This is a genomic window from Pseudomonas sp. 2024-210 (assembly GCF_045062345.1).
Taxonomy (GTDB): Bacteria; Pseudomonadota; Gammaproteobacteria; order Pseudomonadales; family Pseudomonadaceae; genus Aquipseudomonas.
In genome coordinates, this window is sequence record NZ_JBJGEJ010000002.1 from 354,489 (window position 1) to 367,512 (window position 13,024).

Here is a 13,024-nt window from a genome sequence, read left to right on the forward strand (position 1 = left end):
TTGTAGCGCAAGCGCTAACGCCCGCGGTTGGTAAAGCTGTGCAGGGCTTTTTCAATGCATTGCGCGGTTTTGCCAAACGCTTGCACACTGGTCTCGTTGAGCGCACCGCCGCCCTGGTCGGCCAGTATCAGCATGACCACGCGGCCATTATTACTCAGTGAACGCAGCAGCAGATGCTCACCGGGAAACAGGCAGAGCAGCTTGTCAGGCAGGGCTGCACCAATCACTGCGTTATTTTCGGGGGTCAGGCGCAGTTGTGCAGGTTGCGCCATCAAACGCTGCAGGCCGGTACTCTCACTGATAGTGAACGTCAGATCGAACACCTCTTTGGGCAGCCCCCAGACCTGAAAAACCCGCAGATAACTCGATGTCTTGTCAGCCATCAACACAATGAGCCTGCGCATACCGCAGGCGACCAAAGCTTCGCGGGCGCAGGTCGTCAGGTGCATCGCATTGGCGAACGTGCTCGGCTCGGCCAACAGCTGTGTACAGTGTTTACGCCATAGGGTCAGCGCTTCGGCCGAAGGCGGCGCGGCGGGTTGATTGCCTTGCAGCGTGCGTCGTGCATTCCAAGGCAAAAGCAGTGCCTGCGCCGGGTGCCAAAGTTCGGGTACAGAGTGGTATCGGCCGCTGCTGACGGCGTTTTGGTGAACAAGCTGCTGCACATCATCCAGCGGCATTTGCAAGTACAGACTGGTCAGCAGTTGCCAGCGCCGATTGTGCGGTATATCCCAGGCGGCTTGAGCCGACAGTGCCAACCCATTGGCCAGCAGCACGCTGTTGGCTGGCTGGTTGAGCCAGCTACGCAAGGCCGGATCGGCGTCCAGACGCTGTTGCTGGCGAAGCGGATGATGCCGGTCGCGAGCAATATGCAACACACTGACCAGCGTAAGCTGTTGCTCATTGACCACGGTGTATCCGTGCAGCACCCAATCAGGCAGCCGCCATAACTCGGCCAGTGCCCTGCAGATCTCAAACAGGCGTACGCCGAACAGCTTCTGCTCGACCTTGTCGGCGCACTCACCGCGGTGAAGCACTTGCAGCTCCCATTCTTCGAGCAGGTCAGGGTGGGTCAGCGCCATGGCCCACAAGGGCGAGAGGAACAGCAAACTGCCCCAGTAAATCTCTTGCCAGAGCCGCGCCAGGCGATTGCCGAACAGGCCGATGGCTTGTTGCGCTGCATGCTGGCTGATGAGCTGGATTTGCCGGTAAGGCAGCGGCATGTCCTCCGGGGCCAGGGCGGGCAAGCTCTCAAGCACTTCCTGGGTGCGTTTCAACCCCAGTCGGTTGATGGCCACTTCCAGGCTTTCAGCCGGTTCACTCAGGCTGCTTTGCAGATGCTGGTTGGCTTCGCGAATCAAACTCAACGCCAACGCAGGGCTGTCTTGCATGACCTCGGCAATATCGCGCAACGAGCGGCGACTGTCGTTGATCGCTGCGCTTACCTGCGCATGGCTGTATTGCGGGATGGGCAGCTGAGCGTTGTTTAGCCGCTGAACCCAAGCGTCCAGCGTGGTCGGTACTGATGTCGATGCAATATTTTTGTTAGCCATAAAAGGAGCGCGATCATCATAAAGGGAGGGCACACCCGAACCGGGCTGAATGTTTTTCGCTTTTACGCGTTACAGTCTGGCGCAGATTTGCCGATAGGGAGAAGAAGAGTTTTTGTGACGCTGCAATCACCCCGAACCCGACTGAATAAGTACTTTTATATTTATGGCTAAAATTATCGGCATTATCGTCGTGATCGCGAGTGTACTCGGCGGCTACGTGCTCTCCCACGGCAAGATCGCGGCATTGATTCAGCCTTTTGAGGTCATGATCATTGGTGGCGCAGCGCTGGGGGCGTTCTTGCAGGCCAATCCGGGCTACATGACCCTGCACGTACTGAAAAAATCGCTGGGCATGTTCGGTTCGCGGTTCTCCCACGCTTTCTACCTTGAAGTGCTGGGCCTGGTTTACGAGATTCTGAATAAAAGTCGTCGCGAAGGGATGATGGCTATTGAGGCCGACATCGAAGACGCGGCTGCCAGCCCGATATTCGCCAAATACCCGACCATTCTTAAAGATGAGCGCATGACTGCGTTCATTTGCGATTACTTGCGCATCATGTCCTCGGGCAACATGGCGCCCCACGAGCTGGAAGGCTTGTTTGACATGGAGCTGTTCAATCTAAAGGAAGAGTTAGAACACCCGTCTCACGCCGTTAACGGCATCGCCGACGGCATGCCGGGTTTCGGTATCGTGGCGGCCGTTCTGGGTATTGTGGTGACGATGGCATCGCTGGGTGAAGGCGATCAAACTGCCATTGGCCAGCACGTTGGTGCTGCATTGGTGGGCACATTCTTCGGTATTCTGGCCGCTTATGGTTTCTTCGGCCCTTTGGCCACGTCGCTGGCCCACGATGCCAAAGAAGAAATAAACGTGTACGAAGCCATCAAGGCCTCGCTGGTCGCTTCTGCCTCGGGCATGCCGCCGTCGCTGGCGGTCGAATTTGGCCGCAAAGTGCTGTATCCCAAGCACCGTCCAAGCTTTTCCGAGCTTGAGCAAGTGGTTCGCGGTCGCTGATTTATGGAAAACAATCAGCCGATCATCATCAAGCGCGTCAAGCGCTTTGCCGTTGGCCATCACGGCGGCGCCTGGAAAATTGCCTTTGCTGACTTTGCCACGGCGATGATGGCGTTCTTTCTGGTGCTATGGCTGATGTCTGCGGCCACCCCGGCGCAAAAACTGGCCATTAGCGGCTACTTCAAAGACCCGGTCGGTTTCACTGAAAGCGGTTCGCCGTACACCATTGATCTGGGCGGTACACCCGCCCTGGCGCCGGACAACACGCTGAACCCGGAAGAAAAGCTGCAACCCCAGCTCGACACGATCAACAGCCAGAAGATCGATCCTGATCAGGCCGAAAGTGTGGCTGAGCAAGTGGAGAAAGAGCGCCTCGAATTGCTGTTGCAAGAATTGCAAAACAAGGTCGAAGAAAACCCTCAGTTACGCAAATTCAAAGACCAGTTACTGTTTGAAATCACGCCGGATGGCTTGCGCATTCAAATCATGGACGCTGAAAATCGGCCGATGTTTGACGTTGGCAGCGCGCGGCTCAAGCAGTACGTCGAAGATATTCTGCTGGCCATGGCTGACACCATCAAAGCGGTACCGAACAAGGTCAGCATCAGCGGCCACACCGATGCCACGCAGTATTCGGGGAGTGGTGATTTTGGTAACTGGGAATTGTCGGCCAACCGTGCCAATGCGGCCCGCCGTGCGTTGGTCACAGGCAGTTACCCCGAAAGCCAGATTGCCAGGGTGGTGGGGTACGCCTCATCGGTGCCGTTCGACAAGAGCAACCCAACGAACCCGGTGAACCGCCGTATCGACATCGTGGTGCTGAACAAGCGTGCCCAGCAAGCGATTGAGGGGGGGCAAAGTGCGGAGCCGGTCAAGGCTGAGGCGCTGCCTAAGGCGCCAGTTGACCCGATCACCTTGCCGCCGGATCAACAGCCGCCGCCGATGCATGAAGAGCGCCAGAAGCTGAACCTGTTTGATGATCCGGCCTCGCCCTCACCCCAACCCTCTCCCTGAGGGAGAGGGAGCTAAGAGCTGCCCCACAAATCAGTCCCCTCTTCCAGAGGGAGAGGGAGCTAAAAGCTGCGCCACAAATCAGTCCCCTCTCCCTCTGGGAGAGGGCTAGGGTGAGGGGCTTTTGCCGTTAGTAACTCGACTCAGGCAAGCTGGCGATAATCGAGCGGTAGCTGTTCATGCGTTGTTGCTGCACGCGACCATCTTCCAGCGCCATCAGTAACGCGCACCCCGGTTCGCGGTCGTGCTTGCAGTCGCGGAAGCGGCAGCGACCAATCAAGTCGTTGAATTCAATAAAGCCCGCTTCAACATCGGCCCGGCTGACGTGGCCCAGACCAAATTCACGAATACCCGGGGAGTCGATCAGGTCGCCGCCGCCTGGGAAGTGGAACAGCCGAGCAGTGGTCGTGGTGTGCGTACCCTGACCCGAAATTTCGGACAGCGGTCCCACCCGCAGGTTGACCTCGGGCAGCAGGCTGTTGACCAACGACGATTTACCCACGCCTGACTGACCCACAAACACGCTGATATGGCCGTCAAGTTGCGCCTGCAACTGCTGCATGCCATCACCGTGATGCGCCGATACTTCCAGCACTGGGTAACCGAGCTGGCGATAAACGCCCAGCAAGGCGTTCAGTGCAGGGGCGTTTTGCTCGTCAATCAGGTCAGCCTTGTTGAGCAGCAGCAAAGGACGAATGCCGGCGTGCTCAGCCGCCACCAGATAGCGGTCAATCAGGTTGGCGTGCGGCTCGGGCATGGGCGCAAACACAATCACGATCATGTCGACGTTGGCGGCAACCGGTTTTAGCTGGCCGCGGCTGTCCGGACGGCACAGTTCGGTTTTACGCGGCAGTTGGGCGACGATAACGCCGATGCCCTGATTGCCAGCGCGCCACACCACCGTGTCGCCGGTTACCAGTGCGGGCAGGTTGGCGCGCAAGTGGCAACGGAACATCTGGCCTTTAAGTTCACCTTCCTGGGCTTCGACTTCGACCTGCACACCAAAATGCGCGATCACTAAGCCGAGCTGTTCAGCGCCTAAATCGCCGCCTTCCAGCGCTTCGACGGCACTGGATTCACGTTTAGCGGCGCGGGCAGCGCGCTCGCCCTGAATCTTTTCGATGCGCCAGTTTTGGCGACGGTTGAGCTGGCGTTTGGCCATGGGTGTTCCGTGTTGATAAAGCGATAATGAGGGTGAAACGCTGGCGAGTTTAGCACGTGGGCAACCTGCCTAAGCTAAACTGCTCGACTTAGCACTGGAGGCCATTATGCAAAACGCGCAGAACCTGATTTGGATCGACTTGGAAATGACCGGTCTTGATCCTGACAACGACGTCATTATTGAAATGGCCACCATCGTCACCGACAGCAACCTCAATACTTTGGCCGAAGGCCCGGTCATCGCCATCCATCACAGCGATGAAGTGCTGTCGCGCATGGACGAGTGGAACACCCGTACCCACGGCGGAAGCGGTTTGACCCAGCGTGTCAAGGACAGCACCACGACCATGGCTGAGGCCGAGGCGCAGACCATCGCTTTTCTTGAGCACTGGGTGCCCAAAGGCAAATCGCCGATCTGTGGCAACAGCATCTGCCAGGACCGGCGTTTTTTGTACACCTACATGAAAGACCTGGAAAGCTACTTCCACTACCGAAATCTCGATGTCTCCACGCTTAAAGAGCTGGTCGCACGCTGGGCACCGGAAGTGCGCGACAGTCTGGTTAAAAAAGGCACGCATTTGGCGCTGGATGATATTCGCGAGTCGATTGCCGAGCTGCAGCACTACCGCAAACACTTCATCAAGTTCTGATCTGCAAGCACTCATGTCCACGTCGCAACTTTCGTCAGCGACTGCCTGTCGTGAATGGCTGCCCTCTGTTGGTGCATGCGGCAAATGAGTAGACTGCGCGCCTTATTGCAAGGATCGCCGACATGTTGCTGATGCTCTATTTAGTGGCCATTACGGCTGAAGCCATGACCGGTGCGTTGTCTGCCGGTCGGCGGGGGATGGATTGGTTCGGGGTCGTGCTGATCGCCTGCGTCACCGCACTGGGCGGCGGTTCGGTGCGTGACATGTTGCTGGGGCATTACCCGCTCACGTGGGTCAAGCATCCCGAATACCTGGTGCTCACCACCGTTGCCGCTTTGGTAACGATTTTTATCGCACCGCTGATGCGACATCTGCGTTCACTGTTTCTGGTGCTGGATGCGCTAGGGCTCGTGGCTTTCACCCTTATTGGTTGCATGACCGCCCTGGAAATGGGGCAGGGCATGCTGGTGGCATCGGTCAGTGGTGTGATCACAGGGGTATTCGGTGGCATCTTGCGGGACATTTTCTGCAACGATATTCCGCTGATCTTCCGCCGTGAACTCTATGCCAGCGTCTCGTTTGCAGCGGCGTGGTGCTTCTTGCTGTGTACCTACTTTGGGATGCCTGAAGATCAGGCGATTTTTGTCACCTTGTTCGGCGGGTTATTGCTGCGCTTGCTGGCGATACGCTTTAACTGGGAAATGCCCAAGTTCGTTTACAACGACGAGCATTAGTTAAAAGCATCCTAGCCCTCTCCCGGAGGGAGAGGGGACTAAAGGCAGAAACCGTTGTGCATGACACTGTCGATCAGATCCCTGAGCCTTCGGGAGAGGGTGAGGGCAAGCGCTTTGCATGCTGCTCAAGCGCCCACTCCACATGTTCTTGCACCAGCTCTGACGGATAGTGACGCCGCGCTTTCAATGCTTCGAGCACGGGAATCGTGGAGGGCGCATTGCCCAGCCCCACCGCCAGGTTGCGTAACCAGCGCTCATACCCCGCGCGTCGCAAGGGCGAGCCCTCGGTGCTGCTCAAGAACTTATCTTCATCCCACATAAACAGTTCGGCCAAGCCCGCGTTGTCCAGGTTATGCCGCGGCTTGAAGTCACCCTCGGCTGTCGTGCGGGCAAAACGGTTCCAGGGGCAGACAATCTGGCAGTCATCGCACCCAAAGACCCGATTGCCGATCATCGAGCGCAACGCCACTGGAATCGCGGTTTTCAATTCAATGGTCAAGTACGAAATGCATTTGCGCGCATCCAGCACATAAGGCCCGACAAAGGCATTGGTGGGGCAAATATCCAGGCAGGCCGTGCATCGCCCGCAATGTTCAGTCTCGTGGGGCGCATCCACAGGCAGTGGCAAGTCGACGAACAATTCACTTAAAAAGAAGTAGCTGCCGGCCTTGCGATTGAGCACCAAGGTATTTTTACCGATCCAGCCCAGTCCAGCTTTTTGTGCGATGGCTTTTTCCAGCACCGGGGCACTGTCGACAAAGGCCCTGAAACCAAACGGTCCAATTTGAGCTTGAATACGGTCAGCCAATTGCTGCACGCGCTTGCGAATCAACTTGTGATAATCGCGACCCAGTGCGTACCGCGACACGTAGGCTTTTTCCGGCTGGGCCAGCAATTGCGCCATGTGCGTGTCGCCCGGCAGGTAGTCCATGCGCAAAGAAACCACCCGTACCGTGCCGGGCACCAACTCGTCGGGGTGTGAACGTTTGCTGCCGTGGGCGGCCATATAGTCCATGTCGCCGTGATACCCGGCGGCGAGCCAGTGCTCCAGATGCTGTTCGTGTTCGCCCAGATCGAGGCCGGCAATGGCGACTTGTTGAAAGCCCAGCTCGCGGCCCCATTCCTTGATGGACTGAGCGAGAGCGGGGAGGTCGGCAGTAATAGCAGGCATGAGGCAAGAGAAACCGGAGCTGAGATGCGTATAATTCTGCCAGACATCGGAGCACGACACGTATGCCGCAGACCAAACACCTGTTTTCAGAACCCCAGCTGCTCATGGCGCAGACCTTGCCAGCTCTGCCCGCTCGTCCGCTCACGGCTCATAAAGGCCAATTTGGCCATGTGCTATTGATCGGCGGCGATCGGGGTTTTGGCGGCTCAATTACCTTGAGTGCCCAAGCTGCACTACGCTGTGGCGCGGGTCTGGTGTCGCTGGCAACGCGGCCTGAACATGTACCCGCGGCGTTGACCCGCCTGCCGGAAGTCATGGCCGTAGGCGTGCAATCGGCCAACCAACTGATGAGCTTGCTGGCCCACGCTTCTGTGTTGGTGATTGGACCGGGCTTGGGCCAGGCCCCGTGGGGGCGTAGCCTTTTATCAGCCGCCGCTCAGGCAAAAATGCCACAGGTGTGGGATGCCGATGCACTCAATCTGTTGTCCAACGCCGACCTGACGTTGGCTGAAGGCTCGGTATTGACCCCGCACCCCGGCGAAGCCGCGCGTTTGCTGGGTATCAGCACGGAGCAGGTGCAGGCGGATCGCCCTGCGGCGGCCAGAGCGCTGGTTAAAAAATACTCAGTGGTATGTGTCCTCAAGGGGGCGGGTACCTTGATTGCGGGGCTGCAAGGCGAGTTGGCTCAGTGCAACCACGGCCATCCGGCCATGGCCACTGCGGGGCTGGGTGATGTGCTGGCTGGCGTGGTCGGCGCATTGCTGGCGCAAGGCATGAAGGCTTATGAGGCGGCTTGTCTGGCCGTGTGGCTGCATGCCCGTGCAGGCGAGCAGCAAGGACAATTGGGCCGTGGGCTGGCGGCCAGTGATTTGATTCCAGCCATTCGTCAGTTGTTGGAGGAACATGCACCGTGCAAGAAATAACACTGCATCTGGCCGATGAAGAGGCCATGACCGCTTTTGGAGCGCGTCTGGCACAGATCACCGAAGGTCATGGCCTGATCTTTCTCAATGGCGACTTGGGTATGGGTAAAACCACCTTATCTCGTGGCCTGATTCGGGGCTTGGGCCATACAGGCGCGGTTAAGAGTCCGACATTTACACTGGTTGAGCCCTACGAGATCGGCGACATACGAGCGTTTCACTTTGACCTCTATCGCTTGGTCGATCCCGAGGAGCTGGAATATCTGGGCATTCGCGATTACTTCGACGATGACGCTCTATGCTTGATTGAATGGCCCGATAAAGGTGCAGGCTTTTTGCCAAAGCCCGACCTGACCATTACCATTAGGTCGCATAAGACCGGGCGGGAGCTGACGCTGAAGCCCCACGGTTCACGCGGTGAATCCTGGTATGCCAAATTGGCATCGGAAAACAATTAATGATGGGGTTAGGTATGCGCTTTCGCGCGTTAGTGAGTGTCGTGGGTCTGTTGCTGAGTGTCATGGCCGTGAATGCGGTGGCGGCGACTCAAGTAAAAAGCGTGCGTTTGTGGCGTGCCCCGGACAACACACGACTGGTGTTTGACCTCACAGGCCCGGTGCAGCACAGCGTATTCACGCTGACCGCCCCTGATCGTCTGGTGATTGATATCAATGGAGCGACGCTGGCTGGCCCTTTGAATGTGCAGACCGCCAATACGCCGATCACCAGCATGCGTTCGGCGCAGCGCACCCCGACCGACTTACGCGTGGTCATCGATCTGAAAAAGGCCGTGACCCCCAAGAGCTTCATCCTGGCGCCGAATGCGCAGTACGGTAATCGTCTGGTGGTCGACTTGTACGATCAAGGCGCGGACCTCACGCCAAGTTTGCCGGCCACCAATGTGGCGAAGGTGCCGGTGGTGCCTGTGACCCCGACTCAACCGAGCGTGGCCTTGCCGCCCATTCCGAGCGGTAAACGCAATGTGGTGGTGGTCATTGACGCCGGCCACGGCGGCGAAGACCCAGGTGCTTCTGGCTCCGCCGGTCAGCGCGAAAAAGACGTTGTGTTGGCCATTGCCAAAGAATTGCAGCGTCAGGTCAACGGCATGAAGGGCTTTAAAGCCGAATTGACCCGCACCGGCGACTACTTTATTCCGTTGCGCGGGCGTACCGAAATCGCCCGCAAAAAGGGGGCTGACCTGTTTGTTTCGATCCACGCCGATGCGGCGCCGTCCAGGGCCGCTTTTGGTGCGTCGGTGTTTGCACTTTCTGAACGCGGTGCAACCTCTGAAACCGCACGTTGGCTGGCCGACAGTGAAAACCGTTCTGACTTGATCGGCGGGGCGGGTAACGTCAGTCTGGATGACAAGGACCGCATGCTGGCTGGTGTTCTGCTCGACCTGTCGATGACCGCTTCGCTGACCTCCAGCCTTAACGTGGGGCAAAAAGTGCTGAGCAACATTGGCCGCGTAACTCCGCTGCACAAGCAGCGTGTTGAGCAGGCAGGATTCATGGTGCTCAAGTCTCCGGACATCCCGTCGATCCTGGTTGAAACCGGCTTTATTTCGAACTCCAATGAAGCCTCCAAGCTGGCCTCCAGCAGCCATCAGCAAGCGTTGGCCCGCTCGATCAGCAGCGGCGTGCGTCAGTTCTTCCAGCAAAATCCGCCGCCGGGCACTTACATTGCCTGGCTGCGCGACACCGGCAAAATTGCCCAGGGTGCACGCGAGCACACGGTTCGCCCCGGCGAAACGCTGGCGATGATTGCTGTGCGCTACCAAGTGCCAGTGACGGCATTGCGCAGCACCAACAACTTGAAAACCGATGAATTGAAAATCGGTCAGGGCCTGCACATTCCGGCAACTACCCTGGCGGCCCAATAATGAGTGACGGGCCGTTGAACGACAGTGCACGTATTGAATTGCTCAGCCCGCGACTGGCTAACCAGATTGCGGCGGGCGAGGTGGTGGAGCGTCCGGCATCGGTGATCAAAGAGCTGCTGGAAAACAGCCTCGATTCCGGTGCCAAGCGCATTGATGTGGACGTCGAACAGGCTGGCATCAAGCTCTTGCGCGTGCGTGATGACGGTCGCGGCATCTCCAGCGACGACTTGCCGCTGGCGTTGGCGCGACATGCGACCAGTAAAATTCGCGACCTCGAAGACCTTGAACGGGTCATGAGCCTGGGCTTTCGCGGGGAAGCGCTGGCGTCCATCAGTTCGGTGGCGCGCCTGACGTTGACCTCGCGCACCCGTGGTGCCGATCAGGCGTGGCAGGTCGAAACCGAAGGCCGCGACATGGCGCCCAGGGTTCAGCCAGCTGCCCACCCGGTGGGGACGTCGGTTGAAGTGCGCGACCTGTTTTTCAACACTCCGGCGCGGCGCAAGTTTCTTAAGACCGAGAAAACCGAGTTCGATCACCTGCAAGAAGTCATCAAGCGCTTGGCGCTGGCACGTTTTGATGTGGCCTTTAACCTGCGCCACAACGGCAAGGCTATCCTCAACTTGCACGAAGCCCGCGACGATACGGCCCGCGCCCGGCGTGTGGCGGCGGTGTGTGGCTCGGCGTTTCTGGAGCAGGCGCTGCCGATTGAAGTAGAGCGCAACGGCCTGCATTTGTGGGGCTGGGTCGGTTTGCCGACCTTTTCGCGCAGTCAGGCCGACTTGCAGTATTTCTACGTGAATGGCCGTGCGGTGCGCGACAAGCTGGTGGCGCACGCCGTGCGTCAGGCGTATCGCGACGTGCTGTTTAATGGCCGTCACCCGACGTTTGTACTTTTTTTTGAGGTTGACCCCTCCGTGGTCGACGTCAACGTTCACCCCACCAAGCACGAAGTGCGTTTTCGTGACGGGCGCATGGTGCATGACTTCTTGTACGGCACCTTGCACCGTGCCCTTGGCGATGTAAGGCCCGAAGATCAATTGGCTGCACCAGCGCCTGTGCCGGGTGCCGAGCGGCCGACGGGGCAGGACGCCGGTGAGTTCGGCCCGCAAGGTGAGATGCGTCTGGCGGCCAATGTGCTGGAACAGCCACAATCGGCGCCGACTCAACACGTGGCGGGCTCAGGTGCAGGGGCGGGTTATCAGTATCAATATCGCCCGCAGCCCTCAGCGCCTGCGGTGCCTGTGGCGGAGGCTCAAAATGCGTATCGGGCGTTTTTCGCCCCCTTGCCTGAAGCCAATGCTGCGCCGTTGCCGGATGGACAAGGCGATATTCCGCCGCTGGGTTTTGCCCTCGCCCAGCTCAAGGGCATCTACATCCTTGCCGAAAACGCCCAAGGGCTGGTGCTCGTGGACATGCATGCGGCGCACGAGCGGATCATGTACGAGCGCCTCAAGGTCGCCATGGCCAGCGAAGGCCTGAGCGGTCAGCCGTTGCTTGTGCCGGAATCGATTGCCGTCAGTCAGCGTGAAGCCGATTGTGCCGAAGAGCATGCCGAGTGGTTTCAGCGTCTGGGCTTTGAGCTGCAACGCCTTGGCCCGGAAACCTTGGCGATCCGCCAGATCCCGGCGCTGCTCAAGCAGGCCGAGGCTCAGCGTCTGGTGCATGACGTGCTCGCCGACTTGATGGAGTACGGCACCAGCGACCGGATACAGGCTCACCTCAACGAATTGCTTGGCACTATGGCTTGCCACGGTGCCATCCGGGCGAATCGCCGTTTAGCGATCCCGGAAATGAACGGCTTGCTGCGCGACATGGAAAACACCGAGCGTAGCGGTCAATGCAATCATGGTCGTCCGACCTGGACCCAAATGGGCCTGGACGACCTGGATAAACTCTTTTTGCGCGGTCGCTGATGACAGGTTCCAATGCTTTACCCCCGGCCATCTTTTTGATGGGGCCGACGGCTGCCGGTAAAACCGATCTGGCGATTGAGCTGAGCAAAGTGCTGCCGTGCGAACTGGTCAGCGTTGATTCGGCGCTGGTCTATCGCGGCATGGACATTGGTACCGCCAAGCCGTCCAAAGACATTCTGGCCAAACACCCGCATCAACTGATCGATATTCTTGATCCGGCGCAGAGCTATTCAGCGGCGGACTTTCGCGCCGATGCCCTGAAAGTCATGGCCGAAATCACCGCGCGCGGAAATACGCCGCTGCTGGTGGGTGGCACCATGTTGTATTACAAAGCATTGATCGACGGGCTGGCCGACATGCCTGCGGCCGACCCGCAGGTGCGTGCCCAGCTCGAAGAAGAGGCGCAACAGCTCGGCTGGCAAGCGTTGCACGACCAGTTGGCGGCCATCGACCCCGAGTCTGCGGCGCGCATTCACCCCAATGACCCTCAGCGTTTGACACGTGCGCTGGAGGTTTATCGGGTCAGTGGCCTCACCATGACGGCCCATCGTCAAAAACAATCTGAACAATCTACTAAAGCAGCGGCTTCTGGGCGCAGCCAATTGCCCTATACTGTCGCGCATCTGGCCATCGCCCCGGCGAACCGCCAGGTGTTGCATGAGCGAATTGCACAAAGATTCGGGCAAATGCTGGAACAGGGCTTCATTGACGAGGTCGTAGCCTTGCGTAATAGAAGTGACCTGCATGCCGGGTTGCCGTCTATACGTGCAGTGGGTTATCGACAAGTCTGGGATTACCTGGACGGCAAACTGACGGCAGCCGAGATGCAGGAGCGCGGCATCATTGCTACGCGCCAGTTGGCAAAGCGTCAGTTCACCTGGTTACGCAGCTGGGATGGTCTACATTGGCTGGACAGCCTCGACTGCGACAATCTGCCACGAGCCTTGAAATACCTGGAATCGGTCTCCATATTGACCTGAGTCTTAGGGAATGCCGTCTATCCTATGGATG

At 58.4% G+C, this 13,024-nt stretch carries 12 protein-coding genes; 9 read left to right on the plus strand and 3 right to left on the minus strand.

The features are described from left to right. Positions 1-14 precede the first annotated feature (14 nt). A complete protein-coding gene (locus ACI7MX_RS04200) occupies positions 15-1,553 on the minus strand; it encodes an HDOD domain-containing protein (RefSeq protein WP_314484411.1) in 1,539 nt (512 codons plus the stop codon). A gap of 163 nt (positions 1,554-1,716) precedes the next feature. Here ACI7MX_RS04200 and motA point away from each other — a divergent pair, with 163 nt between their 5' ends. After that, positions 1,717-2,568: a flagellar motor stator protein MotA gene (gene motA / locus ACI7MX_RS04205; protein ID WP_122785091.1), complete on the plus strand. Its 852-nt coding sequence runs from the start codon at positions 1,717-1,719 to the stop codon at positions 2,566-2,568. 3 nt (positions 2,569-2,571) lie between these two features. Beyond that, positions 2,572-3,582 carry a flagellar motor protein MotB gene (gene motB, locus ACI7MX_RS04210; RefSeq protein ID WP_314484417.1) on the plus strand — a complete coding sequence of 337 codons (1,011 nt, stop codon included), beginning with the start codon at positions 2,572-2,574 and terminating at the stop codon, positions 3,580-3,582. A gap of 127 nt (positions 3,583-3,709) precedes the next feature. Here motB and rsgA read toward each other — a convergent pair whose 3' ends face one another. Continuing rightward, a complete protein-coding gene (gene rsgA / locus ACI7MX_RS04215) occupies positions 3,710-4,741 on the minus strand; it encodes a small ribosomal subunit biogenesis GTPase RsgA (RefSeq protein ID WP_122785089.1) in 1,032 nt (343 codons plus the stop codon). Between the two features lie 106 nt (positions 4,742-4,847). Here rsgA and orn point away from each other — a divergent pair, with 106 nt between their 5' ends. Next, the gene (orn, locus tag ACI7MX_RS04220; RefSeq protein ID WP_314491552.1) at positions 4,848-5,390 is read left to right on the plus strand and encodes an oligoribonuclease; all 543 of its coding nucleotides are present in this window, start codon (positions 4,848-4,850) and stop codon (positions 5,388-5,390) included. A 122-nt stretch (positions 5,391-5,512) separates the two neighbouring features. Then, positions 5,513-6,124: a trimeric intracellular cation channel family protein gene (locus tag ACI7MX_RS04225; RefSeq protein ID WP_314491549.1), complete on the plus strand. Its 612-nt coding sequence runs from the start codon at positions 5,513-5,515 to the stop codon at positions 6,122-6,124. Between the two features lie 73 nt (positions 6,125-6,197). On the opposite strand, the gene queG is transcribed toward ACI7MX_RS04225, so the two are convergent. Further along, a complete protein-coding gene (gene queG / locus ACI7MX_RS04230; protein ID WP_405585193.1) occupies positions 6,198-7,295 on the minus strand; it encodes a tRNA epoxyqueuosine(34) reductase QueG in 1,098 nt (365 codons plus the stop codon). A gap of 62 nt (positions 7,296-7,357) precedes the next feature. Between queG and ACI7MX_RS04235 the strand changes: the two genes are divergently transcribed. The 5 genes from ACI7MX_RS04235 to miaA are packed head-to-tail and all read left to right on the plus strand — an operon-like array spanning position 7,358 to position 12,993. After that, a complete protein-coding gene (locus tag ACI7MX_RS04235) occupies positions 7,358-8,218 on the plus strand; it encodes an NAD(P)H-hydrate dehydratase (RefSeq protein ID WP_314491545.1) in 861 nt (286 codons plus the stop codon). Continuing rightward, positions 8,206-8,676: a tRNA (adenosine(37)-N6)-threonylcarbamoyltransferase complex ATPase subunit type 1 TsaE gene (gene tsaE / locus ACI7MX_RS04240; protein ID WP_405585196.1), complete on the plus strand. Its 471-nt coding sequence runs from the start codon at positions 8,206-8,208 to the stop codon at positions 8,674-8,676. Before ACI7MX_RS04235 ends, tsaE begins: the two co-directional genes overlap by 13 nt. 2 nt (positions 8,677-8,678) lie before the next feature. Further along, the gene (locus ACI7MX_RS04245) at positions 8,679-10,100 is read left to right on the plus strand and encodes an N-acetylmuramoyl-L-alanine amidase (protein WP_405585357.1); all 1,422 of its coding nucleotides are present in this window, start codon (positions 8,679-8,681) and stop codon (positions 10,098-10,100) included. Further along, positions 10,100-12,013: a DNA mismatch repair endonuclease MutL gene (gene mutL / locus ACI7MX_RS04250; RefSeq protein WP_405585198.1), complete on the plus strand. Its 1,914-nt coding sequence runs from the start codon at positions 10,100-10,102 to the stop codon at positions 12,011-12,013. The genes ACI7MX_RS04245 and mutL overlap by 1 nt, the downstream gene beginning before the upstream one ends. Then, entirely contained in the window at positions 12,013-12,993 is a 981-nt protein-coding gene (gene miaA, locus ACI7MX_RS04255; RefSeq protein ID WP_405585201.1) for a tRNA (adenosine(37)-N6)-dimethylallyltransferase MiaA, read from the plus strand. Before mutL ends, miaA begins: the two co-directional genes overlap by 1 nt. Positions 12,994-13,024 lie beyond the last annotated feature (31 nt).

What these genes read in the sequence shown, in the direction of transcription:
- ACI7MX_RS04200 (WP_314484411.1), bottom strand. Translation starts at nt 1,553, where the DNA reads ATGGCTAACAAAAATATTGCATCGACATCAGTACCGACCACGCTGGAC.
- motA (WP_122785091.1), top strand. Translation starts at nt 1,717, where the DNA reads ATGGCTAAAATTATCGGCATTATCGTCGTGATCGCGAGTGTACTCGGC.
- motB (WP_314484417.1), top strand. Translation starts at nt 2,572, where the DNA reads ATGGAAAACAATCAGCCGATCATCATCAAGCGCGTCAAGCGCTTTGCC.
- rsgA (WP_122785089.1), bottom strand. Translation starts at nt 4,741, where the DNA reads ATGGCCAAACGCCAGCTCAACCGTCGCCAAAACTGGCGCATCGAAAAG.
- orn (WP_314491552.1), top strand. Translation starts at nt 4,848, where the DNA reads ATGCAAAACGCGCAGAACCTGATTTGGATCGACTTGGAAATGACCGGT.
- ACI7MX_RS04225 (WP_314491549.1), top strand. Translation starts at nt 5,513, where the DNA reads ATGTTGCTGATGCTCTATTTAGTGGCCATTACGGCTGAAGCCATGACC.
- queG (WP_405585193.1), bottom strand. Translation starts at nt 7,295, where the DNA reads ATGCCTGCTATTACTGCCGACCTCCCCGCTCTCGCTCAGTCCATCAAG.
- ACI7MX_RS04235 (WP_314491545.1), top strand. Translation starts at nt 7,358, where the DNA reads ATGCCGCAGACCAAACACCTGTTTTCAGAACCCCAGCTGCTCATGGCG.
- ACI7MX_RS04245 (WP_405585357.1), top strand. Translation starts at nt 8,679, where the DNA reads ATGGGGTTAGGTATGCGCTTTCGCGCGTTAGTGAGTGTCGTGGGTCTG.
- mutL (WP_405585198.1), top strand. Translation starts at nt 10,100, where the DNA reads ATGAGTGACGGGCCGTTGAACGACAGTGCACGTATTGAATTGCTCAGC.
- miaA (WP_405585201.1), top strand. Translation starts at nt 12,013, where the DNA reads ATGACAGGTTCCAATGCTTTACCCCCGGCCATCTTTTTGATGGGGCCG.